The following is a 21,732-nucleotide window of genomic DNA, read 5'->3' on the forward strand; positions in this document are numbered from 1 at the left end:
GATCTTCGGCTACGATCGGCCGTACTTAGCGACGCATTCGCCTATGGCTCCGAAGAGGTCTTCCTTGCGGATCGGCTTCTGCAGGATGATGGCGTGATCGAGTTTCTCTATCGTCGAGAGCGACTCGGGATCAAGGCAGCTCACGACGATCACCGGCAAACTCATGGTCTTCCGGTTGCCCCTGAGATAGACGAAAAAGGACTCGCCCGAGAGCGGCTCCATGATGATGTCGAGCACTATTACATCGAAGCGGCCGCCCTCGACCCTGCGCAGCCCCTGCATCGCGTCGCTCATGAGCTCGATCTCAAAACCCGATTCGCCCGCGAACATGCCCCTGTAGATATCCAGCATGTCCTGGTTGTCCTCCACGATCATCACCCTGATCTTTTTTGCAGGCTCTGCCCTCATATAAACGCCCCTTGGGGGAAAACACGCTCCTTATACTTATTATATTACAAAAAGGCTCAAAAACCCAGCCCCGGCAAATCCGCTGATACCCATCAACTAAATGATCCGCTTGCCTCTGGGAAAATGCGGTGTTATAGGGGGCAACCCGAAATAAACGGGTGTAATATCGGTAAAATCAGCGGGTGTAATTCAATGGTAGAATGGAAGCTTCCCAAGCTTCATACGTGGGTTCGATTCCCATCACCCGCTCAAAGGAATTTCAAGCAGTTATAAGAATACCGCCGCTTTCATCCCTCTGATTTTCCCACAATACTCCCACAATTTTTCAAAAAGCCGGGTCAAACTGCGCTTTCTACGACTCGGAATTTTGTCTTTTGCAGGTCCCGAATCGTCGGCAATAAATTCACTGCGCGCCGCAGTTGATCCGTTTGAACCTCGGTATAAATCTCCATCGTTAACCGAACGTCGGCATGGCCCAGCAAGGTCTGTGCTTCCTTGGGATGCGCTCCGTGCCGCGCCAACAGGGAGCAGAAAGTCTTGCGCAATCCGTGCAACGTCACTCCCTGAATCCCCGCCTTGCTGAAGAGCCGGTTCATGCTGGGGCGGAATATGCCGACCGGACGGCCATCCCCATGACAAAACACATACTCCCTCTGTGCCGTGGTGCGCGGCAAATAAGGGCGGGGGCTGGTTCCGTTGCCGTATTGCATATTGGGCCAGTTTTCTTTGAGAAATTCGAGCGTGTCTTCCAAGTCAGGAGCCATCGGGATAACCCGCGATTCCCTGTTCTTGGTTTTGCGCTCATGGCCGGACACAATCTTGAGCAAGTGGTCGTCCCAATTGATATCCTCGAATTTCAACTGGGAGAGTTCGCCCGGCCTCATGCCCGACTGGACCATGACCAAGAGCACCGCCTTTTGCCACGGGGTAGCCATGTCCAGCAAACGACCCAATTCCGCCTCTGTCAAAGAACGACTGCCGCCTTTTTCTTCGGTCCAACGACGGACACCTTGCGCCGGGGATACGGCCAAATACCGCCATTCAACTGCTTTCTGAAACAGAAGCCGCAAGACGCTAAGCAGGATATTCTTGGAGCGGTTGTTGAGCAGCTGGGTGCCGATGAATCGTTCCAGACCTTCGCGATTGATCTGGTCCAAATGGCAACCCTGAAACTCCTGCCGCAATTTCCCCAACCGATCCCGATAAAGCCTCACCGTACCGGGGGCGCGTGTCCCTTGCGCAAAATCGGCAAGGAACTTATCGCAAAACTCGCCCAAAAACAGCCGCACCGTGGGCGTTTGCTGGTGCGTCCCGTTCAGCAATTCATTCAGTACGGCCATCCTTCGTATCTCGGCTTCTTTCTTGCCGATGCATCCCAGCTGAATGTTTCTGTCACTACGCCCATATTCCCGTACCACAAGGTAATACCGCTTCTCGCCCTTCTTGGTTCGGTAATGCCGTACGTAGACGTTTGAAGTCACCTAGCCAGCTCCTTTCTAGGGTCAAACGTCGTCTCCTCTGTGGGTGCCACTTTGTGGCTGCACCTCCGTTTCAGCCAAGTCAGGACTTCGGAAGGAACGTATCGGCATCCTTTGCCGACATAAAAACGCGGCATCCCTTCACGATTGTATTGATCTACCGTGGACTTGGCACATTGCAGGAAGTCACAGAGTTCCTTATGCGTCAAGGGCCTCCCGGTTTTATTGCATGCGTCCGTCACGCAACCGCCTCCGCTTGCTGCCTTGCCAACTCCAGAATCCTCGCCAATATCTCCGAGGCGTTGCCGTCCCCGATCTTTCGCAGCGGAATGCCAGCAAGGGGCTTGTCCATGAGGTCTGAGGACCAATAAGGCAGGACGATCTCAAGCCACTCAATCAGGTGCCGGACTTTCCCGGGGTACTTCCGAGCAACGATTTTGCCAACATCCGTTCCCCAGCCGTCTCCCACGAAATAAAGCCCGTGCGCCTTGAGGACAAAGGGCCTGCGGCATATCTCTCTCACCGGGAGCTGGACGAAGTCAGCCCACTCGATCCTTTCAAATCGTCCCTCGATTAGCTCAAGGATTTCGGAGCTGGCTTTCATCAGAAGCCCTCCGGCAAGTCGGGTCCCGGCACATATCCCTCATCTTCGTCGCCCTGATGTGGCAATGAAGGCGGAGAAAACGACAGCTGCGATGTCCGGGAGAAGGAATCCTTGTACCGCTGCACTGCATCGCCATCCCATGAAGGCGATGTCTCACACACACCGTCATTTTGAGTAACACCTGCAAGCAAGTCATTTTGAGCGGTTAGGGTGTTACCCGAAATGCGGTTGTGCTCCGGGGGAGGTGTTACTCGATTTGCCCGTGTGTGCGTCAGGAGAGGATGAAAATCTTTTTTTAACGTGAATTTGTACGGCTCGCCATCCGTATCAGCGTCCAGAACCGCAAGCACCGCCAGCTCTTTAAGGTGATGCAAGGCCGTTTTTTTGGCCATCCCCTTTAGTCGGGCAACTTCCAAGGCAGTTGTTTGACCGCCAGCTTCAAGCATGGCCTCAAAGACAAGTCGCCGATATTCCGGCATTGAGCTGAGGCAAACGTGTCCCACAAACTGCAAATCCTCCAACTCAGCGGCACTTGCCCCGCGAATCAGTGCCGAACCCGCTATAAGTGCTTGAAGGACTTGGGCGGCTCGCCAACCGTGCTCAATCGCGGGCGCCCCATGGCGGTCATCATCCGTTGTATTGCCATCGCTCAGAGACAGTCCACCGCGTAGCAGAGTCAGGGCCTCACAGTATAGGCCGATTGAAGACGCAATTTCCTCGGACACTCCAATCTTATGAATAGACAAAGAGCGTCGAGGGACGCTCTCAAATAGCGTTTCTAAAAACACCCTAACTTTGTCAGCGCACTCCTCGCGGTTGACAGACGGCTTCTTTGTACCACGAATCAACGCAGCATAATCACGGGCGCTAGGACGCTTTGAATCCGTTGAAATGAAAAAGAGCCGCGTTCCGAGAGCAGCCATCAGACCGAAGACTTTAGGACGCGGCGGCGTTGTAGCGCCAAGCCAGACAAAATTGATTGGGTCGGAATAGCCGCGCGTTCCTTGTGTGCCGCTAGATGTTACGAGTCCCTCGCCGTCAAGCACACTTGTAAGCTGAGCGAAGGCAACGCGAATATCATCTTCACGCCCGGAAAAGAGAGGCGCCAACTCCTTTGTGCAAAGGCACGCATCGCGCAACTTTGGCAGCAAATCTATTTTTTCAAGCTGTTCCTTTTTGACATTTGAAGCATGAGAGACAAATGCCTTCGGCGTAAAACTATCGCATCTGACGATCCCGACAAGGCCGGACCTCATAATCCATGTCAGCGGCTCAGTTTTGCCGGAGCCTGACGGACCCATAGCGATCATAGTTACAGGCAAAGGGAAATCTGAAAGACATAGGGACGCAGTTGCAGCAAGATAAGCATGGAGCTGAGGCCACAATGCTGGGAATGAACACCGCACGGCCTCCCTCATGTCCTCATATACACGCTTGAGAGACGAGTGTGCGATTGTTAGGCAGGGTTGCTCCAAAGCAGCTTGAAGCGTTGGCGCGATTTCATGCGGCATGACAAGCCCCCTCTCGCTGTTCACGGTCGGTCCGCGCTGCCCTCCTTAGACGTGCAATAGTGGCATCAATTTCCGCAAGCAATTCTCGCCTATACAGCACCTTAAGCGCGTCGTCGTATGCATAAAGCTGTTCATCAATTTCAGCCCATACGCGCTTCAAGTCTTCATCGCTCAACCGGCCTTCGTTATGCAGTTTGCGAGCGATCTGCGTCTGCAGGCAGGCTCGATCTGCAACGAGGCGGTCAAGCCATTTCCAACGTTCGACAGCATTTCTGCGGTAAACATGTAAGGCAACAATTGCCACTTCATGGTCAAAGAAATTTAGTTCTTGATACGTCCCTGAATTAACGTTATTCATTATCTGCATTTCCTTTCTGCCCCGGTCCGCCGACAAGCTGCCGGGGCATTTGTTTATGAGTTCCGCGAATCCTTCTCAAATATTTCATCCGGTTTTAGCCCTAGTATTTGCCCAACGCGAACAAGGCGCGCATCGCCATTACGGACGCGCTGCGCTCCAATAACCCACTTACTCAAGAGTGAGGGATTAACATCGGCTTTTAGAGCCACACGATATTGCGGCTCGTGCCAGAGCTTCAATCTATCTTTGAATTGTTGAGATAGCATCTATTCCTCCAGTTTGCTTACCGGAGGTTTATAGAATAAGAATTACAATGACTAGTAAGTGGAGGTTTCAGATGGGTGTGAGATCAACACCCAAGTGTTGATGGCAGGCCAGACTATATTTGCAGTCTCTCGAACTCTCTTTTGACAATCGTCTTGATCGTACTGCTTTTGAGCACGCGTCGATCACTGTTGCAAGGATGCTGTTCGTAGAGAAATGCCAATGTGTCTATTGCCTCTTGGTGGCTCTTTCCGCAGTCCACAACCAAGCAGGAAACAAGGCAGGCAATATTCATATCACGAGATTCATTCCAAGATATTTTAGGCATTTGATTGCGCTGCTGTGCAGTCTTCATCACATCTTCCAATACATCCTCTGCATCACACATTACATGCCTCACAGATAGCGGTCGTTTCATAATGACATGCTCGTAAGTGTAGTTCTTATTAAACCAACGAGTCAGTTCGAGCAGTTTTTTTACTTTCTTCATGTTGTCGCGAGAGAACTGAAAACGTTTCTCGCTAGCCAAATGGTACCATTCGATAATGTCAGCAAGGATAAAACAGAAGGGTCTTATGCTCTTAATCCCACTTTCACTCAATTTATTGAGGTAGGAAAGAACGGCTTCGTCATCACAGCCAATTTTATAAAACCAACCGCTGATTCTCTTTACGCCATCTACCACGGTTTCCGTGCGTATTGGCGTGTACTGCTGGTATTTTGTCAGACCACATCTCAAGGCTATTTTGAGTTTCTCATAATCCGATCCAGGTCTTTCGGACCTTCTCCCTTTTTTCACCCCGCCCCTCGCAGTCTCCCTGAAAGATTGAAGGGGCAGGCGGATAGGGATGCCGCTTTTCGGGAGCGACCCTAGCCCCGTCTTTATCTCACTTCTCTTTTTCGCTTATCCTCTTAGCTGTTATATTAACAAACATTCCCGCACCAATACATGCGATCATGCCGATGACCCAGCCCGCACCGTTGTCCGGCCCGGGTGAAAACCTATAGCCCGTTTCTGACGGTGACACATACCGCGATCTACCCCGTCCCCCTCCTTCGTAATTAACCCATCTCGGATAATTAGGATTGTAGATATGTGAAAAAGCAACCAATGCGCACACAAAAGCTATAAGCCAAAGCGTCCAGGCGATCACCTTCAACTGTTTGCGCGACATGTTTCTCCCCCCATATGTGAACTTACCTCTTTCGATATTCCAATATATCGTCCAGCCGACAACCAAAAACAGTGCAGACCTTATCAAGCACATCAGTGCAGACATTGTAATCTTTATGATTCTTTGCCTTTATCAGCAAAGCGGCTGTGTTAGGGCTTACACCCGCTGCATCCGCAAGCCGCCTCGCTGAAAACCCCTTTGATTTAGCCATATTACCTATTTTATATTTAATCATAAGTGTCCTATATAACAGACGGTTGGCGTTGACAAGTTATTCCAGGTGTCCTATATAAAGGACATATGGAGGGACAAATATGAAGATTGCAATCTATTGCCGTGTTTCAACCGAAGATCAGAAAGCCGACCTTCAGCTCGATGCCCTTCGCCAATATGCCAAGGCCCGGGGGCTTGAGGTACATAAGGAATATGTTGACCATATCAGCGGGGCCAAGGAGAGCCGCCCTGCCCTCGATGAGATGCTTGCCGATGCCAGGCGCGGGAGGATCGGCGCGGTCTGCGTGTGGAAAATTGACAGGCTTGGCCGCTCAGTCTCCCATCTCCTTAAGGTCCTGTCCGAGCTGCAAGCCCTTGGGGTTGCATTTGTGAGCCTTCAAGAGGCAATCGACACGGCCACGCCTGCGGGTCGCATGGTTTTTACCTTCCTTGGGGCCGTGGCGGAATTTGAGCGGGCGATTATAGCGGAGAGGGTCAAGGCAGGGATGAAGGCAGCCAAGAGCCGAGGGAAGCATTGCGGACGCCCGAAGGCCAGCCTTGACCTCAGCCTTGCCCGTCAACTCCGCTCTGAGGGCAAATCCTTGCGCCAGGTGGCTGCTCTCGCTGGGGTCTCGACTGCCACGCTTTCAAGAGCACTCGCGGCATAAGGACGGCCAGCCTGATAAAGAAACGCCCCGCCATCGAGCGGGGCTTTCTTGTTTCAAAAGGGTCCCTAAAACCGAGCCTCAAACTCCCTGTAATTACGCACCCTCAATCGGGCTGTTTCGCTGTCTCAAAAGGTGAAGGTTTTGAAATCTCTAAGGACCCATTAAGTCTAAAACTTGTCTCTCATATTCACAGGATGAAATGATAGCGTCCTTATTGATTAATGATCGAGCTTTCAAAATCCAATACCTTAACCAATGAATACGCGTTTCAAAAAGATTTTCTGATAATTTTCTATAAAGGGGTGAATAAGTACCGTCGGCCATTCCAGCAGAAATTATTTGATCCTTTTCAAGGCATGTCCAGTTATCCGCGTCATAAATGGAGCAGTTCTGATAGGTAATCGAACCAATTGAATCTATTTTCTTCGTGACAACTTGCCCTACTGGATAAATTTTATACTCATGCTTTTCCGGGCCTTCCATTAACAACCTAACCTTAACGGGTCGGCTAGATGTTCGATCACATACAATTACATAAACGGTTTTCTCATGTGCAATATCGCAACCAGCACTAAGAGCAATGCACACTATTACAATCAAACCTAACGCCAAGTGAATCTTCATAATATATTTTTCCCAATTCCTTTCCGTTGATAGCTATTTCTTACAAGGAAATTTTTCTTTTAAAGAAAGCAGCACGCCAGAACGAGCAGGTGTTTTTTTCTCCTTGGGATACTTTTGCAGCCATTTCGAAAATATTCCGATTGCATCGTCAACGGATACCCCACTGTTAGGCATGCAGATGAATCGGCTCTGAGGATAGAGGTCGGACGTGATCCTGTTACCATCGATAACACCGTCAATATATGTGGCGCAATATACATCGGATATGAGAGCTTTAGGATCGGAGGGCGCTTTCCCCAACTTGTGACATTCGTCATAAAGTTCGCCTGCGGTTTTATCACCCGCAAAAGCAACGCTTGATAAAGACAAAATCAATCCAGCAATAAGTATTATTTTCATAATCTCCCTCCAATGAAATTGACAAGTCAACTAATCATGACGGTCAAATAGGGTCAATAAAATACGTCTTTTGTGGCGTGGTGCAAAAAGACGCATCAAGGCAATGGATAGCCCCAATGGCTATCCGACTGACAGATAAGGAAATTGAGAGATTCTTTAAGCGCCTCGGCCAACGCGTGCGGAAGCTTCGCATGGATCAGGGCTTGGTTCAAGAGGACATGCTGTCCCATGGCTTTTCTACGCGTCATTATCAGCGGATCGAGGCAGGCCTGCCCATAAATCTGAAGACAGCATATAGGCTTTGCAAGGTTTTCGGTATCTCTATATCTGAATTATTTGAAGGGCTAGAATAAAGTCGGCTCTCCGTCCATCGTTTCTTGTAATGACTGCCACTCATTAAAAAGCTGTCTTAGTTGGCGAGCCTCATTTCTTGCCTCTCTTGAATAATGGCCGTGCTTCAAATGCGCCCGCCTGATCCGCTCCAACCCCTCGGGAGTCCGGGGGCCTGTGCTGCACCCGCCGTGCATCCGACACCGCCCGTTGCGCATGGCAGGCCCCATGCAGGAAGTCCCTCGCCTTGTCTTTGCGCCGCATCTGGGAGCTTTTGAAAAGTCCCCCGGCAAATTCCCGTTTTTCAGCCAGCCCCGCCGCTGGGCATGGGGTTTATCCGCCCTTTCCATGCTTGACCCCTCCCCCCTCCCCTATGAGTCCGACAATCGCCTGACCGCCTTCGTTGACGTGGACGTGCTCGACAATGACCTTTTGCTGGCCTTGCCCTCGATAACGGTTGAGGGCCTCGATCTGGGCTGTGAAGGTCCGCATGAGTTTCGTGGCCCTGGAGATGTTGGCGTCAACGCCATCACAGGTCTGCCCCTCCAACATTGCCCTTGCCATGAAAGTCATTGCCAGATTGTGAGTCCCGACCATTTGCACGGCAAGCATCCCCTCCAATTCATCCTTAGGCTTAATGCCGTGCAATGCGGCGAGGGCGATATTACATCTGTCAACCTTTGGCATCTCTCGGTACGGTACAGTTCGTTGTGCCTGATCTAGGAATACTCCCGACAAATCACCGTCAATAGTCCCAGTTGCTTCAACAAGGGCCATATAATCGCAGGAATTGTCAATCCGCGTCACGTCCTTATCGTCGCCTGCCTTGCGACTTAGCTTGGGCGGCTTGGGTGCTTCCCTCACCCGGCGAACAAAGGCCGCCATGCGGGCAATCTCTGCACTGGAAGGAGACGCGGCCAGCTCAGTGTTTTGCTCCACCGCTGCCAAAGTTATTTGATCGTTAGTCGCTTTCAATTTATGGCCCCCACTTTCTCATTCGCATCTATCCCAAAAAGCAAAAAGGCTGGGCTCAAATTGGCCTCAGCCTTTTCTAACTTCCTGATTTTTTTCTACATCTTTGAGCGGGAGACGGGATTTGAACCCGCGACGTCAACCTTGGCAAGGTTGCACTCTACCACTGAGTTACTCCCGCAAGTTTTCAATGTCTAAAAAAAGCTGCGGGGGTTTATCATCGCCCCCAAACCATGTCAAGCGACCGCGGGCTTTCGCCTGAGCCCGTTAAAAAATCCGGCCGCATAATGAATACCTGAGCCGATCGAAAGGATGACGGAGGGCAGCATGAACGCCCATCCTATGAGCCTCCAGTCGATGCCGAAGAACGGATAGTGCGCCAGCAGCCCGACGCAGGCCACCGTGGTGAATACAGCCTTGTACTTGCCCCAGTGGCTCGCGGCGATCACGACCCCCTCGTCGATGGCGATCCCGCGCAGCGCCGTCACGGTGACTTCGCGCACGAGGAAGACGACCGCCAGCCAGGCCGGCAGCCTGCCGAGCGGTATCATCATGATCACAGGGACGAGGAAGAGAAGTTTGTCGGCGAGCGGATCCAGGAATTTGCCGAAAGTGCTGGAGATCCCCCTCTTCCTGGCCAGATAACCGTCGAGCATGTCCGAACACATGGCCACTGTGAAGAAGAGGGCTGCGGTGAATGAGAGCTGTCTGTTGAGGCGAATGCCCGGATCAGAGTCGTCGAGAAAGAGCATGAGCACAAATATGACCGGCACGGCGAGCAGCCTCGCCATGGTTATCCAGTTAGGCAGGTTGAGATAAGCTCCGGACAAGCGCCCTCCCCACGAGCCTGAAGGCTGTATGCCCTGCCCGCCGTTTTGTCAAAGAGATTGTAAAGCCCGGATATCTCTGGTACTTACCGCGCGTGGAGAACAACTACGATTATCTCGTCATAGGCAGCGGGATCGCGGGGCTGACCTTTGCCTTGACCGTCGCGGAGAGCGGGTCGGTCGCCCTTCTCGCCAAGCGCGAGGTTGAGGAGACCGCGACCACATATGCCCAGGGCGGCATCGCCGCGGTGGTCAGCGAGGCCGATTCCTTCGAAAGCCACATACAGGACACCCTTTCCGCAGGGGACGGGCTCTGCAAGGAGCAGGTGGTGAAGGATGTGGTGCGCGACGGACCCACCCAGGCGCGAAGACTGGTGGACTGGGGCGTGCGCTTCACGCAGGGCGAGAAATGGCCCTTCGACCTCACGAAAGAGGGCGGGCACAGCCACCGGAGGATCCTCCACGCCGGCGACACAACCGGCCGCGAGATCGAAAACGCGCTGCTAAAGGCCCTATCAGCACACAAGAACGTCTCGATATTCGAGCACCACATAGCGGTCAACCTGGTCACCGCAGGCAAGCGCTGCATCGGCGCCTACGTTCTGGATATAAAGAAGGGAAAGATAAAGCCGTTCGCCGCGCGCACGGTCGTGCTCGCGACCGGCGGCGCAGGCAAGGTCTACCTGTACACCTCCAACCCCGACGTCGCCTCCGGCGACGGGATCGCCATGGCATACAGGGCCGGCGCGGCGGTCGCAAACCTGGAGTTCGTGCAGTTCCATCCCACGTGTCTCTATCATCCCAAGGCGAAGTCCTTCCTCATATCCGAATCGGTGCGCGGCGAGGGGGCCGCGCTCACATTGAAGAGCGGCGAGCCTTTCATGCAGAAATACGACGAGCGCGGGGACCTCGCCACGCGCGACGTCGTGGCCCGCGCGATCGACGCGGAGCTCAAGCGCACGGGCGACGATTACGTCTATTTGGATGCGCGCGCCCTCGGCGCGGACTATCTGAGGGAGCGCTTCCCCAACATCCTGGAGACGTGCCTGGACTTCGGCATAGACATCACGAAGGAGCCGATACCCGTGGTCCCGGCGGCCCACTACTTCTGCGGCGGCGTCGCCTGCGACATCGAGGGGAGGACGAACGTTGACGGGCTCCTGGTCTGCGGCGAGAGCGCATGCACCGGGCTTCACGGCGCGAACCGGCTGGCCTCCAACTCGCTGCTCGAGGCAGTGGTCCTCTCGACCAGGGCCGCGAAGGCCGCCATCCTCAGGCTCTCCGAAGAAAAGGATAGGCTGCCCCCGATACCCCCGTGGGACCCGGGCGGAGCCACGGACTCCGACGAGGAGGTCGTGATCACTCAGAACTGGGACGAGATACGCCGGACCATGTGGAACTACGTGGGCGTCGTCCGATCCGACAAGAGGCTCATCAGGGCGAAGAACAGGATCATCCTCCTCAAGAAGGAAATCGACGAGTACTACTGGAACTTCACGGTCACCTCAAACCTGGTGGAGCTGAGGAACATAGCGCTCGTGGCGGAGCTCATCATAAGATCCGCCCTCGCGCGCAAGGAGAGCCGGGGCCTGCATTTCACCATCGATCACCCGGAAAAGAAGGACAAGTTCAGGAAGGACACGATCCTCAAAAGGTCTTTCAGAAGATAGGTCAGCGGATATTCCATTTCACCGTCGATGCGCCGACGACGCTCATGATCGTAAGCTCAATCTCGTTTCCCAATGGGACCTTCGGGAAGGTGACCCTGTATCCCCTCGACCACCTGTCGAGGTAAGGGAACATCTTCCGCTCGTACGGAGTGATCTGCAGCTTCTCCACGAGCATCGGCTTTACGACTTCCCCGTCGCCGGTCTTGAGCTCGATGCGCCAGAACGAATCCTCATAGGTCGAGAAATCCTTATACTCATCCTTGGTGTACATCGACACGAAGAAATCCCAGCCTTCGCCGTGGCGCTGGCCCTGCTCCATCTCAAAGCGCTCGGCGTCTATCGGGTCGAGATGCTTTATCTTCCGGTGCTGTTTTTTGAAGACTTCGCGGAACGCGTCGTCGAAGAATGTCGCGTGCCAGATGAGCTCTGCGTCCCAAGCGCTGGTATGATAGATGCGGCCGGTCTTCGTCATCTTGTTGAGATCCCACCGGTACCCGGCCTGCGAGGCTGACGGCGCCAAAAACAGGACCAACGCTATCGCTGCGCATGTGAGACGTCTTGACATACCTCGATCCTCCCGCCCAGATGATATTGATTGCCGTGCGCGGATATCGTCCGCGCCCTCTCATAGATCCAGTCGCGCATATCCCTCGCGACCTCCTGCCAGCCGTGATCGTGCAACAGGTCGTGTGACATGCCGTCGTAGACCTTGCACGCCTTGTCGATCGAGCTGGCGCGCGCGGCGAACCACGAACTCGCCTGCGGGTCGCATACGCGATCGGCCGTGCCGGCGAGCATGAGCAGCGGCTCGTGCAGCCTGTGCGGCATGCCGCCCACCAGCCCCGCGTTCCTCTCGATCTCGAGACCTGCCGCGATGGAGAGCCTGGTGTGGAACAAGGGGTCCCTGGCCAGCGCCTCGACCTCTTCGGCTTCCCTCGTGAGATCAGCAAGCTTTACGCCGCTCTGTATGGTGAACCACGGAGCCACGGCGGAGAGCCTCGTCGCCACCTTCCTCTTCCAGCCGGGGATATTCACCGTCGGCTGCAGCGCAGCTGAAATCGTAACGATTCCTGCGATCCTCGCGGCATGCGTCAGGACGTAATTGATAGAGATCAGCGCGCCGAGGCTCTGACCCACGATGAAGATGGGCGTTTCAAGAGAGACGGCCGAAGAGGAGAACTGCACGAACGCGGCCAAGTCATCGACCCATTCGTTGAAGCGCTCGACGTGGCCCCTCCTCCCTTCGCTGAGGCCGTGCCCGCGTTGATCGTACATTGCGACCGCTATGCCTGCGTCGGAGAACGCCTGCACGAGCCTCGAGTACCTGCCGCAGTGATCGCCCAGCCCGTGGACATATACGACGAGCGCCTGCGGATCGGAGGGGATCCAGTGCTGATAGAAGTGTTTGATCCCGCCGGAGAACGTCGCGTACTTTATGGAGATATTCATCGGCATCGCAAAATCCTGTTAATAAATCCGTGCGGAGAATGCAACGCAAAGCTATTTTTCTTTTATGAATTCCCTGAGCAGTTCCTTCTGTCGCTTGCTCAGATTCTTGGGCGTCTTGACCACGAAACGGACTATCTCGTCTCCCTTTTTGCCGCTCGACCTCAGGCGAGGGATGCCCGCCCCCTTTATGCGGATCTCATCTCCCGTCTCCGTCCCGGCCGGCACCTTTATTTCGGCCTCGTCCTTGAGGCCGGGCACCTTTATCGTGTCGCCGAGCGCGGCCTGCGGGAATGAGATCGGCATGGTGAGGACTATGTCGTCGCCTGACCTCTCGAAGAGCTGATGCGGCGTGACGCTCACGAAAACAAAGAGGTCGCCGGCCGGCGCCCCGCGTTCCCCCTGATGTCCCTTGCCCCGGAGCACGAGCTGCATCCCGTTCTCCACACCCGCCGGAATCTTCACGCTTATCTTGTCGTGGCTCGGCCTGCGCCCCTCTCCCTTGCACTCCTTGCAAGGTTTCTCTATGCGCTCGCCCTCTCCGCGGCACTCCGGACAGGTGGTCTGGATCATGAAGAAGCCCTGTCGCTGCATGATGGCTCCGCTGCCGCCGCAAGCCCTGCAGCTCTCCCTCTTCGAACCCGGCTCCTGGCCGCTGCCGCCGCAGACCTCGCAGAGCGCCACGCGCGAGATCGATATCTCCTTCTCCACGCCCTCCGCCGCTTCCATGAAAGATATCGTGAGGTCGTACCTCATGTCGGCGCCGGCGCGCGCCCTCCTCCTGCCGCCCCTTCCGCTCCGGAAGCCGAAGTCCGCCATGGAGCCGAAGAACTCCTCGAAGATGTCCCCCATCGAACCGAAGATGTCGCCGATGTCCGTGAACCCGTGGAACCCGGCGCCGGCGAGCCCCTCGTGGCCGTAGGCGTCGTATATCTGCCTGCGCCTGGAATCCGAAAGCACCTCGTAGGCCTCGGAGGCCTCCTTGAACCTCTCCTCTGCGGCAGGATCAGGGTTCCGGTCAGGGTGAAAATCGAGCGCGAGCTTGCGATAGGCCTTCTTGATGTCGGCATCGCCCGCGCTGCGCGCGACCCCCAGAACTTCGTAGTAGTCCCTCTTGATCATATCGAGTCCCCGCGCATATCAGCCGGCAGTTCAATCGTCAACATATTGACAATCCTCTCAAATAGAGAATCGTTTCTCATCTTAATTGCTTGTTTTATAATATTTTTTATCTAAATGCTATGGCACGCGCTTTGCTTAAGATATAATCGGTGGCAAAACCAAGAGGTGAATTTATGAGAAAAACCATCATTCTCCTCGGGCTCATGGCGACGGCAGTCATCCTCGCCGGATGCCAGAGCAGCGTAACCGGCACGGTCTTCCTGGACAAAAACGGAAACGGCGAGATGAACAGCGGCGAGTCCGGCATCCCATTCGCAAAACTCATGGTCACGCGCGACAGCAAGCTCGTCGCAGAGCAATATGCGGACAAGGCCGGGCTCTTCAACGTCCCGGTCAAGGCAAAGTCAGGCTACCTCTGCGTGGAGACCGACCTCTCCTTCGCAGAGGCAAACTTCGCCTACGTGATGCAGTCGCTGGGACAGGAAGTCTCGGCGCAAGTGCCAAAGGCCGTGACGACCTCAACTTCAGATAGCGACGGCGACGGCATAATCGACACCGCGGACAACTGCCCGTACGACGTCAACACGGACCAGCTCGACACGGACGGCGACGACATAGGAGATCTCTGCGACGATGATGAAGACGAGGAAAGCGAGGAAGAAACCACGACCACCACGACGACGACGGAACCCGACGGCTGGAGCGGCTCCAAGTACTGCCGCAACGTCAAGTTCAAGGGGTTTGAGGTGGACATACCGGTGTCGATGAACTTCTCAAAGGTCCTCGCAGAGATGCCGAAGCGCCTCAAGATCGAATGCTATGCAGGAGAGACGTGCGTCGTGAAGATACCGTATCCGCAGGGTTGCGTGCTCGACCCGCTCAACCTGCCCGAGGGAGTCACCTTGGATCAGTCGGCCACGCAGACCGGCGTGGACTCCTACGACCAGATATTCAACATCGTCAATTTCAGCGAGGCCACGACGAGCTCCGAAAAGGCGCAGACCGGCGGCCCCTCCCTCTCGGCAAGCGGGTTCACTATGGTCACGCTGAATCTCGCGGTGGACGAGGATATCGAGATCGGCGCCACTGAGGTGAAGCTCGAGCCCTCAGCCGAATGCTACGAACAGGAACTCGAGATGGAGGCAATCCCCATAGACCTGATACGCGACGTATCGGTAGCCGTCTATCAGAGCCTCACCACGCCGATACCCTCGTCCGGCATGCTCGCCGCCGGATCGAACGCCCAGGTGAAGGTGCTGGTGGAGAACCGCGGCCACAGCGCGGTCTCAAAGGGCGACCTCCGCTTCAGCCCGCCAGCGGGTTCGGTGATACAGGCCCCGGCCGGATGCCTCAACTACGGCACCTTTGTCCTCTGCCGCGCCGAGACGATCGACCCGGGCGAGATATTCTTCAAGGACATCACTTTCAAGCTGCCCTCGCCTGCGGCCGACGAAGAGGTGATCTGCGAGGCATCCTTCAGCGCCGACGGCCTGGATGAGGACGAGCTGGCCGAGAGCGTCTCCTTCAAGATCGACGGCACCACGTAGCCGCACGCCGATATCCCCAAAGCCCTTGACTACACTGCAAAAAGACCCCATATCAGCCCTGCGTTCAGATTCATCAATCCGGCAATGGAGGCAAATATGGGAAAGATAATAGGAATCGATCTGGGCACCACCAACTCCTGCGTATCTGTTATGGAGGGCGGCGAGCCCAAGATCATACCGAACGAGGAGGGCAGCCGCACCACCCCTTCGGTGGTGGCGTTCACAAAGGACGGCGAGATCCTGGTGGGCCAGATCGCCAAGCGCCAGGCAATCACCAACCCCGACAACACGATCTACTCCATCAAGCGCTTCATGGGCCGCAAGTACGACGAGGTCCCTGAGGAGATCCGCATAGTCCCGTACAAGGTAGGCCACGCGAACAACGGCGACGCGGAGGTGATAGTCGGCGACAAGACCTTCGCCCCGCCGGAGATCTCGGCGCACATACTCCGCAAGCTAAAGCGCGCCGCCGAGAACTATCTCGGCGAGCCGGTCACCGAGGCGGTGATCACCACTCCGGCCTACTTCAACGACAGCCAGCGCCAGGCGACCAAGGACGCCGGGAAGATCGCGGGCTTCGACGTGAAGAGGATAGTCAACGAGCCGACCGCGGCCGCGCTCGCCTACGGCCTCGACAGGAAGAAGGACGAGACGATCGCGGTGTTCGATTTCGGCGGCGGCACATTCGACATATCGATCCTGGAGGTCGGCGAGAACGTTGTCGAGGTGCACTCCACAAACGGCGACACGCACTTGGGCGGCGACAACATCGACCAGAGGCTGATGGAATACCTCATCGACGAATTCAAGAAGGATCAGGGCATCGACGTGTCCAAGGACAAGATGGTGCTGCAGCGCCTCAAGGAGGCCGCCGAGAAAGCGAAGATCGAGCTCTCCCAGACCATGGAGACCGAGATCAACCTGCCGTTCCTCACCGCAGACGCCTCGGGCCCCAAGCACATGAACTTGAAGCTCACGCGCGCCAAGTTCGAGGCGCTCGTGGACGACCTGCTGGTCAAGACGCTGGAGCCGTGCCAGAAAGCGCTCAAGGACGCGGGTAAATCCGCCTCGGAGATCGACGAGGTGGTGCTGGTCGGAGGCTCCACGCGCATCCCTAAGGTGCAGAAGATCGTCAAGGACTTCTTCGGCAAAGATCCCACATGGGCGTGAATCCGGACGAGGTCGTCGCCGCAGGCGCCGCTGTCCAGGCCGGAGTGCTGGCCGGCGAGGTGAAGGACATGCTTCTGCTGGACGTGACCCCCCTCTCGCTGGGCATCGAGACGCTGGGCGGCGTGATGACGAGGCTGATCGAACGCAACACCACGATCCCCACGCGCAAGAGCCAGGTCTTCTCCACCGCGGCCGACAGCCAGACCTCGGTCGAGGTCCACGTCATGCAGGGCGAGCGCGAAATGGCGGGCGACAACCGCACGCTCGGCCGCTTCCACCTTGACGGCATACCGCCGGCGCCGCGCGGCATCCCCCAGATCGAGGTCACATTCGACATCGACGCCAACGGCATCGTCCACGTCATGGCCAAGGACAAGGCCACGAGCAAGGAACAGAAGATCACGATAACCGCGAGCTCCGGCCTTGAGAAGAACGACATCGACAGGCTGGTCAAAGAAGCGAAGTCCCACGAGTCCGAGGACAAGAAGAGACGCGAGGAGATCGATCTGCGCAACCAGGCCGACGGGCTCGTCTACAACACCGAGAAGGTTCTGAAGGAGAACCGCTCCAAGGTCGCGGATGAAGACGCGAAGCGGATCGAAGAGGCCTGCGAGGCATGCAAGAAGGCGATAGAGGAAAAGGACGCCGCAAAGATAAAGAAGACGATGGAGGAGCTCACCCAGGCCTCGCACAAGATGGCCGAGGCGATGTACAAGGCCACCTCGACGGAGCCCGGACCGCAGACGACGGGAAGCGCGGAGGAGCCCAAGAAGGATGAGGAGAAGAAGGACGAGAAGGTCGTGGACGCCGAGTTCACAGAATCAAAGGACTGACATGAGTCCCTGGACCTCGTCGTGCGTCAGGTGCCGCCACTTGCCCGGCGTGAGCCTGCCCAACCTCACCGGACCTACCGCGATCCTGCGGAGTCTGATCACCGGATAGCCGATCGCGTCGAACATCCTGCGCACCTGGCGGTTCCTCCCCTCGCGGATCGATATCTCCATGAGCGCGTTTCCGTCGCCCTTGTCGATCCTGCGCACGCGCGCAGGCAGGGCAGCGCCGTCTGAGAGCGGGACGCCGTTCTTCAATGCGTCGAGGTCATGGGGAGCGGGTTCACCCTTGACTCGCACGCGATAGGTCTTCCATATCTCATGCTTGGGATGCGTGAGGATGTTGAGAAAGTCGCCGTCGTCGGTGAGTATGATGAGGCCCTCTGAGTCGAAGTCGAGCCTGCCGACCGAATTGAGCCTTCCCTTCCACTCCGAAATCAGGTCCCATAGGAGCGGCCTGCCCTCGGGATCGCTCTTGGTGACCATGGTGTTGTGCGGCTTGAAGAACGCGATGTACGTGCGGCCCTGCGGAATCTGAAGCAGCTTGCCTGCGAGCTCGACGCGGTCGCGCGACGGATCGACCGTGGTCCCCTTGCCCGCGACCGCGGCCCCGTTCACCGACACCTCGCCACGCGCGATCGCCGCCTCGGCAGCCCGCCTCGACAGCTCACTCGACAGGGCGATAAACCTCTGGAGGCGCATCTTCTCCGGCAGCCGGATTGTCTGTTGATACGGCCGCGGCTTCGGACGCCTCTTTTTCAGAGGTCGTTTCCATCTTTCCGGTTCCATCTTGCGCATCCCCGCCCTCTCCCTGCACCGGGTTTTCGACCGCTTCCAGCGACTCCTCTTGCTGCGAGGGGAATATCTCCCGCTCGAGTCGCCTGAGCCCCTTGATCTGGCTCTCGAGTTCCGAGAGCGCCTCCATGTCCTCTTCGTTCTCCTCGCCCTCGTCGAGCGGGCGACGTTTGATGACCTCGGTCTCTTCCTCCTCTTCATCCGAGCCGATGACCTCGGTCAGGTCCTCCTCGTCGTCGCCCGACCCCTGCGCCTTAGCGCCTGCGGAGGCCCCGAGCTGCTCGCGGCGCTCCCTCATCAGATCGTCAAGGTCCTTCAGCGTCGGGAGGTCCTTGAGCGTGTTGAGATTGAAGATCTCCAAAAACTCCTTGGTCGTGCCGTAGAGGAGCGGCTGCCCCGGCTCCTGGCTGCGGCCGACTATGCGGAGCAGCTTTCTCTCGAGCAGCGTCTTGAGCACACCACCGGAATCCACGCCGCGGATCTTCTCCACCTCGCTGCGCATGATCGGCTGCCTGTATGCGACGATCGCCATCGTCTCCAGCGCCGGCCCCGAGAGGCGCATGGGCTTGGGTATGGCCAGCCTGCGCAGCCACTCGGCGCACTCCTCCTTGGTGCGAAACTGATAGCCGCCAGCGACCTTGGAGAGACCGATCCCCCTGGCCGGATTCTCGTTCCACTCCTTCTCTATCTCGACCACGCACTCGCAGACCTGGGCCTTCTCCACCCCTGCGTCCGCAAGGGCGATCGCGATGGCGCTGTCCGTGAGCGGCTCCTCAGAGACGAATATCATGGACTCGATGATGGGTTTGAGCTGTGAATTATCCATCTTGCCTCCCTGTGGATCCATCAGCATCCGCCTTCGGGCTGTCGAAGCCGGTGGCTTCCTTCTCGACCAGCCGGAGCACTTCCTCCTCCGGCACATCATCCATCGTGTATTGTATGTGGATCAGGCCGCAGGTGCTGCTCTGATACACCTTGATCATCTTCATGCGCGCCATCTCCAGCAGCGCGATGAACGTGATGACTATGTCGTAGCGGGTGATCGCCTCCGGCAGGAGCTCCTCGATCGAGGTGGTGGCGCCCTTCCGGAGCAAACCCACTATCTGGTAGATGCGGTCGTTGACCGAGATGCGGTCCACCGCCACGTCGTGGAACTCCCCCTGCGGCGCCTTCTTGAGTATGTTCGAGAACGCCTCCACCAGCTCGTATATGTCCCCTTCGACAGGGCCCTGCGACTCCACGAGCACCCTCTCCGGCTGCATCGGCGTAAAGACGTCGCGTCCCAGCATGGCGCGCTCGAGTATCTGCTCGGAGGCCTGTTTGTAGCGCTGATACTCGAGAAGCCGCTTCACCAGGTCCGCCCTCGGGTCCAGCTCATCCTCCTCGCCTTCGGCGTCGCCCTCGGGCAGCAGAAGCCTCGACTTGATGTGCGCGAGCTCCGCGGCCATGAGCAGGAACTCGCCTGCGAGGTCGATGTCCAGCTCCTGGAGAGTGTCGATGTAGCGCACATACTCCTCGAGCACGAACGCTATCGGGATATCGTAGACGTCGAGGTCGTTCTTCTTGATGAGGTGCATGAGCAGATCCAGCGGCCCCTCGAAGACCTCAAGATTTACCCTGTAGTCATCCATAGACCACTCCCATCACCTTGCGGACCTTCTCCATCACAAGGCGCGCGACCTCTCGCGCCCTCTCGGAGCCGGCCCTGGCCATCGCCAGCAGCTCATCGTCCTTGCCTTCCCAGCGCTCGCGTCTGGCCCTTATGGGCGTCCAGAACTCGATCGCATTCTGGATGCAGAGCTTCTTGCAGTCCACACAACCGATGCCGGCGGAGCGGCATTGCGAAGCGATCTCCGCGACCTTCGCGCGGTCGGTGTAGAGCTTGTGATACGCGAAGATGTTGCAGACATCCGGGTCGCCGGGGTCCTGCCTGCGCTTTCTGGCCGGATCCGTGATCGCGGCCATCATCTTCTTGCGGATCTCCTCATCGCTGTCGGCCATGTATATGGCGTTGCCGAAGCTCTTGCTCATCTTGCGGCCGTCGATGCCGGGGATGCGCGGGGCCTCGGTCAGCATGGGCTTGGGTTCGGAGAAGACGTCGTGTTTTGTGATGAACGCGAAGCGGCGCACGAGCTCCCGCGCGAACTCCAGATGCGCGAGCTGGTCCTCGCCCACGGGCACAAAGTCCGCCTTGTAGATGAGGATGTCGGCGGCCTGCAGGAGCGGGTAGCCGAGGAACCCGTACATGTTGAGGTCGCGGTCGGCGAGCTGGGCCTGCATGTCCTTGAACGATGGCACGCGTTCGAGCCAGCCCAGCGGGGTCAACATCGAGAGGAGCAGGTGCAGCTCCGCGTGCTCAGGGACCCACGACTGGATGAAGATGGTGGATTTTTTCGGATCGAGGCCTGCCGCGAGCCAGTCCTTGAGAACCTCTTTGACCGACTCGCAGATCCCCTCGGTGTGCTCGTAGCCTGTGGTCAGGGCGTGCCAGTCCGCCACGAAGTAGTAGCAGTCGTACTCGTCCTGCAGACCGACCCAGTTTTTGAGCGCGCCGAAGTAGTTGCCCCAGTGGAGCCTTCCGGTCGGGCGATTGCCGCTGAGTATCCGTTTCTTTGCCGCCATCTTGCCCTCTGGCTCAACTAGGGAGCAGAAATCCGGCCACATAGAGGACCGGGACGAGGATGTACCTTAGCAATCCGGTTACGAACAATACAAGCAAAATCATGAAGCTGTAGCGCGAGAAGCGGTCGAACGAATCCAGACTCGATGCGGGGAGGATGCCTCTCAACACCGAGCCTCCGTCAAGCGGCGGCATGGGCAGGAGGTTGAATACCGCAAGCACGAGGTTGAGGACAACGCCCATCTCGAAGATGGCGTACATCCCGCCGAATATTGTCGCGCCGATGCTCCCTGATACGAGCCACGACATAGGGAGGCTCGGCAACAGGGCCACGAAGAGCCTGACAAGGGCCGCGAATACGAGGGCCAGCAATATGTTGGAGGCAGGGCCCGCGATCGCAACCCACAGGTTCGACTTTCTAGCCTCTCCCTTGAGCCTGTAGGGGTTGACCGGCACCGGCTTGCCCCAACCTATCACCGGCGCGCCGGTGAGTATGCCTATCGAGGGCAGGATAACCGTGCCTATCAGGTCCATGTGCGGGAACGGGGAGAGGCTGATCCTGCCGAGGAGCTTGGCGGTCGGATCGCCGAATTTATCGGCGATATAGGCGTGCGCAGCCTCGTGGAACGAGAGCGAGAAGAGGAACAGGGGGTAGAAGAGGACGAAGTCGATGATCCGGCTGTGCATTGAGACCTGCTATC

24 protein-coding genes, 2 tRNA genes and 1 pseudogene are annotated in these 21,732 nt (G+C 56.8%); 5 read left to right on the forward strand and 22 right to left on the reverse strand.

The window, feature by feature from the left end; genetic code table 11:
* Nucleotides 1-9: 9 nt before the first annotated feature.
* Nucleotides 10-408 carry a response regulator gene (locus tag WC683_03275; protein ID MFA4971610.1) on the reverse strand — a complete coding sequence of 133 codons (399 nt, stop codon included), beginning with the start codon at nt 406-408 and terminating at the stop codon, nt 10-12.
* Between the two features lie 178 nt (nt 409-586).
* Between WC683_03275 and WC683_03280 the strand changes: the two genes are divergently transcribed.
* Nucleotides 587-657: transfer RNA gene (locus tag WC683_03280), tRNA-Gly, on the forward strand.
* Nucleotides 658-746: 89 nt separating this feature from the next.
* Here the strand turns inward: WC683_03280 and WC683_03285 are convergent.
* The 7 genes from WC683_03285 to WC683_03315 form a co-directional block, all read right to left on the reverse strand.
* Entirely contained in the window at nt 747-1,889 is a 1,143-nt protein-coding gene (locus tag WC683_03285; protein ID MFA4971611.1) for a site-specific integrase, read from the reverse strand.
* Between the two features lie 235 nt (nt 1,890-2,124).
* A complete protein-coding gene (locus tag WC683_03290; protein MFA4971612.1) occupies nt 2,125-2,490 on the reverse strand; it encodes a hypothetical protein in 366 nt (121 codons plus the stop codon).
* Nucleotides 2,490-4,001, reverse strand: a complete 1,512-nt coding sequence (locus WC683_03295; protein ID MFA4971613.1) for a hypothetical protein — start codon at nt 3,999-4,001, stop codon at nt 2,490-2,492. Before WC683_03295 ends, WC683_03290 begins: the two co-directional genes overlap by 1 nt.
* Complete coding sequence (locus WC683_03300) at nt 3,991-4,359, reverse strand: hypothetical protein (protein MFA4971614.1); 369 nt, start codon at nt 4,357-4,359, stop codon at nt 3,991-3,993. Before WC683_03300 ends, WC683_03295 begins: the two co-directional genes overlap by 11 nt.
* Nucleotides 4,360-4,738: 379 nt before the next feature.
* Nucleotides 4,739-5,422: a hypothetical protein gene (locus tag WC683_03305; protein ID MFA4971615.1), complete on the reverse strand. Its 684-nt coding sequence runs from the start codon at nt 5,420-5,422 to the stop codon at nt 4,739-4,741.
* 88 nt (nt 5,423-5,510) lie between these two features.
* The gene (locus WC683_03310) at nt 5,511-5,798 is read right to left on the reverse strand and encodes a hypothetical protein (protein MFA4971616.1); all 288 of its coding nucleotides are present in this window, start codon (nt 5,796-5,798) and stop codon (nt 5,511-5,513) included.
* Nucleotides 5,799-5,820: 22 nt separating this feature from the next.
* A complete protein-coding gene (locus WC683_03315) occupies nt 5,821-6,033 on the reverse strand; it encodes a helix-turn-helix transcriptional regulator (GenBank protein MFA4971617.1) in 213 nt (70 codons plus the stop codon).
* Nucleotides 6,034-6,112: 79 nt separating this feature from the next.
* On the opposite strand from WC683_03315, the gene WC683_03320 reads away from it, so the two are divergent.
* Entirely contained in the window at nt 6,113-6,679 is a 567-nt protein-coding gene (locus WC683_03320) for a recombinase family protein (protein ID MFA4971618.1), read from the forward strand.
* Nucleotides 6,680-6,829: 150 nt separating this feature from the next.
* Here the strand turns inward: WC683_03320 and WC683_03325 are convergent, their stop codons facing one another.
* From WC683_03325 to pgsA, 6 genes are all read right to left on the reverse strand, one after another.
* The gene (locus tag WC683_03325; GenBank protein MFA4971619.1) at nt 6,830-7,303 is read right to left on the reverse strand and encodes a hypothetical protein; all 474 of its coding nucleotides are present in this window, start codon (nt 7,301-7,303) and stop codon (nt 6,830-6,832) included.
* 33 nt (nt 7,304-7,336) lie between these two features.
* The gene (locus WC683_03330; GenBank protein MFA4971620.1) at nt 7,337-7,702 is read right to left on the reverse strand and encodes a Rap1a/Tai family immunity protein; all 366 of its coding nucleotides are present in this window, start codon (nt 7,700-7,702) and stop codon (nt 7,337-7,339) included.
* 344 nt (nt 7,703-8,046) lie between these two features.
* Complete coding sequence (locus tag WC683_03335; protein ID MFA4971621.1) at nt 8,047-8,382, reverse strand: HGGxSTG domain-containing protein; 336 nt, start codon at nt 8,380-8,382, stop codon at nt 8,047-8,049.
* Entirely contained in the window at nt 8,366-9,007 is a 642-nt protein-coding gene (locus WC683_03340; protein ID MFA4971622.1) for a hypothetical protein, read from the reverse strand. The genes WC683_03335 and WC683_03340 overlap by 17 nt, the downstream gene beginning before the upstream one ends.
* Before the next feature lie 106 nt (nt 9,008-9,113).
* Nucleotides 9,114-9,185: transfer RNA gene (locus WC683_03345), tRNA-Gly, on the reverse strand.
* A gap of 55 nt (nt 9,186-9,240) precedes the next feature.
* Nucleotides 9,241-9,834 (reverse strand): CDP-diacylglycerol--glycerol-3-phosphate 3-phosphatidyltransferase, encoded by a 594-nt coding sequence (pgsA, locus tag WC683_03350; protein ID MFA4971623.1) that lies wholly within the window; start codon nt 9,832-9,834, stop codon nt 9,241-9,243.
* 92 nt (nt 9,835-9,926) lie between these two features.
* Here pgsA and nadB point away from each other — a divergent pair, with 92 nt between their 5' ends.
* Complete coding sequence (nadB, locus tag WC683_03355) at nt 9,927-11,501, forward strand: L-aspartate oxidase (protein MFA4971624.1); 1,575 nt, start codon at nt 9,927-9,929, stop codon at nt 11,499-11,501.
* A gap of 1 nt (nt 11,502) precedes the next feature.
* Here the strand turns inward: nadB and WC683_03360 are convergent, their stop codons facing one another.
* Genes WC683_03360 through dnaJ form a run of 3 tightly spaced genes read right to left on the reverse strand, consistent with a single transcriptional unit; the run spans nt 11,503 to nt 14,069 of the window.
* Nucleotides 11,503-12,066 carry a hypothetical protein gene (locus tag WC683_03360; protein ID MFA4971625.1) on the reverse strand — a complete coding sequence of 188 codons (564 nt, stop codon included), beginning with the start codon at nt 12,064-12,066 and terminating at the stop codon, nt 11,503-11,505.
* Entirely contained in the window at nt 12,036-12,956 is a 921-nt protein-coding gene (locus WC683_03365) for a lysophospholipase (GenBank protein MFA4971626.1), read from the reverse strand. Before WC683_03365 ends, WC683_03360 begins: the two co-directional genes overlap by 31 nt.
* A gap of 45 nt (nt 12,957-13,001) precedes the next feature.
* A complete protein-coding gene (dnaJ, locus tag WC683_03370) occupies nt 13,002-14,069 on the reverse strand; it encodes a molecular chaperone DnaJ (protein MFA4971627.1) in 1,068 nt (355 codons plus the stop codon).
* 173 nt (nt 14,070-14,242) lie between these two features.
* On the opposite strand from dnaJ, the gene WC683_03375 reads away from it, so the two are divergent.
* Together WC683_03375 and dnaK are read left to right on the forward strand one after the other, a co-directional pair.
* Complete coding sequence (locus WC683_03375) at nt 14,243-15,616, forward strand: thrombospondin type 3 repeat-containing protein (protein ID MFA4971628.1); 1,374 nt, start codon at nt 14,243-14,245, stop codon at nt 15,614-15,616.
* Between the two features lie 96 nt (nt 15,617-15,712).
* A pseudogene (dnaK, locus tag WC683_03380) lies at nt 15,713-17,619 on the forward strand (molecular chaperone DnaK).
* On the opposite strand, the gene WC683_03385 reads toward dnaK, so the two are convergent.
* From WC683_03385 to WC683_03405, 5 genes are read right to left on the reverse strand one after another with little or no spacing between them, the layout of a single operon-like run.
* Entirely contained in the window at nt 17,608-18,318 is a 711-nt protein-coding gene (locus WC683_03385; protein ID MFA4971629.1) for a pseudouridine synthase, read from the reverse strand. The pseudogene dnaK and the gene WC683_03385 sit on opposite strands and share 12 nt — an antisense overlap.
* Nucleotides 18,284-19,237, reverse strand: a complete 954-nt coding sequence (gene scpB, locus WC683_03390; GenBank protein ID MFA4971630.1) for an SMC-Scp complex subunit ScpB — start codon at nt 19,235-19,237, stop codon at nt 18,284-18,286. Before scpB ends, WC683_03385 begins: the two co-directional genes overlap by 35 nt.
* Nucleotides 19,230-20,042, reverse strand: coding sequence for a segregation/condensation protein A (locus tag WC683_03395; GenBank protein ID MFA4971631.1), 813 nt, complete (start codon nt 20,040-20,042; stop codon nt 19,230-19,232). The genes scpB and WC683_03395 overlap by 8 nt, the downstream gene beginning before the upstream one ends.
* Nucleotides 20,035-21,033 (reverse strand): tryptophan--tRNA ligase, encoded by a 999-nt coding sequence (gene trpS / locus WC683_03400; GenBank protein MFA4971632.1) that lies wholly within the window; start codon nt 21,031-21,033, stop codon nt 20,035-20,037. The genes WC683_03395 and trpS overlap by 8 nt, the downstream gene beginning before the upstream one ends.
* Nucleotides 21,034-21,046: 13 nt before the next feature.
* A complete protein-coding gene (locus tag WC683_03405) occupies nt 21,047-21,718 on the reverse strand; it encodes a site-2 protease family protein (GenBank protein MFA4971633.1) in 672 nt (223 codons plus the stop codon).
* Between the last annotated feature and the right edge of the window lie 14 nt (nt 21,719-21,732).

This window comes from bacterium, from assembly GCA_041648665.1.
GTDB lineage: Bacteria > UBA10199 > UBA10199 > 2-02-FULL-44-16 > JAAZCA01 > JAFGMW01.

What these genes read in the sequence shown, in the direction of transcription:
- WC683_03395 (MFA4971631.1), bottom strand. Translation starts at nt 20,042, where the DNA reads ATGGATGACTACAGGGTAAATCTTGAGGTCTTCGAGGGGCCGCTGGAT.
- scpB (MFA4971630.1), bottom strand. Translation starts at nt 19,237, where the DNA reads ATGGATAATTCACAGCTCAAACCCATCATCGAGTCCATGATATTCGTC.
- WC683_03405 (MFA4971633.1), bottom strand. Translation starts at nt 21,718, where the DNA reads ATGCACAGCCGGATCATCGACTTCGTCCTCTTCTACCCCCTGTTCCTC.
- WC683_03315 (MFA4971617.1), bottom strand. Translation starts at nt 6,033, where the DNA reads ATGATTAAATATAAAATAGGTAATATGGCTAAATCAAAGGGGTTTTCA.
- WC683_03330 (MFA4971620.1), bottom strand. Translation starts at nt 7,702, where the DNA reads ATGAAAATAATACTTATTGCTGGATTGATTTTGTCTTTATCAAGCGTT.
- WC683_03375 (MFA4971628.1), top strand. Translation starts at nt 14,243, where the DNA reads ATGAGAAAAACCATCATTCTCCTCGGGCTCATGGCGACGGCAGTCATC.
- WC683_03275 (MFA4971610.1), bottom strand. Translation starts at nt 408, where the DNA reads ATGAGGGCAGAGCCTGCAAAAAAGATCAGGGTGATGATCGTGGAGGAC.
- WC683_03295 (MFA4971613.1), bottom strand. Translation starts at nt 4,001, where the DNA reads ATGCCGCATGAAATCGCGCCAACGCTTCAAGCTGCTTTGGAGCAACCC.
- trpS (MFA4971632.1), bottom strand. Translation starts at nt 21,033, where the DNA reads ATGGCGGCAAAGAAACGGATACTCAGCGGCAATCGCCCGACCGGAAGG.
- WC683_03325 (MFA4971619.1), bottom strand. Translation starts at nt 7,303, where the DNA reads ATGAAGATTCACTTGGCGTTAGGTTTGATTGTAATAGTGTGCATTGCT.
- WC683_03365 (MFA4971626.1), bottom strand. Translation starts at nt 12,956, where the DNA reads ATGCCGATGAATATCTCCATAAAGTACGCGACGTTCTCCGGCGGGATC.
- WC683_03310 (MFA4971616.1), bottom strand. Translation starts at nt 5,798, where the DNA reads ATGTCGCGCAAACAGTTGAAGGTGATCGCCTGGACGCTTTGGCTTATA.
- WC683_03300 (MFA4971614.1), bottom strand. Translation starts at nt 4,359, where the DNA reads ATGAATAACGTTAATTCAGGGACGTATCAAGAACTAAATTTCTTTGAC.
- WC683_03290 (MFA4971612.1), bottom strand. Translation starts at nt 2,490, where the DNA reads ATGAAAGCCAGCTCCGAAATCCTTGAGCTAATCGAGGGACGATTTGAA.
- WC683_03360 (MFA4971625.1), bottom strand. Translation starts at nt 12,066, where the DNA reads ATGTCAAGACGTCTCACATGCGCAGCGATAGCGTTGGTCCTGTTTTTG.
- WC683_03385 (MFA4971629.1), bottom strand. Translation starts at nt 18,318, where the DNA reads ATGCGCCTCCAGAGGTTTATCGCCCTGTCGAGTGAGCTGTCGAGGCGG.
- WC683_03335 (MFA4971621.1), bottom strand. Translation starts at nt 8,382, where the DNA reads ATGGAAAGGGCGGATAAACCCCATGCCCAGCGGCGGGGCTGGCTGAAA.
- dnaJ (MFA4971627.1), bottom strand. Translation starts at nt 14,069, where the DNA reads ATGATCAAGAGGGACTACTACGAAGTTCTGGGGGTCGCGCGCAGCGCG.
- WC683_03320 (MFA4971618.1), top strand. Translation starts at nt 6,113, where the DNA reads ATGAAGATTGCAATCTATTGCCGTGTTTCAACCGAAGATCAGAAAGCC.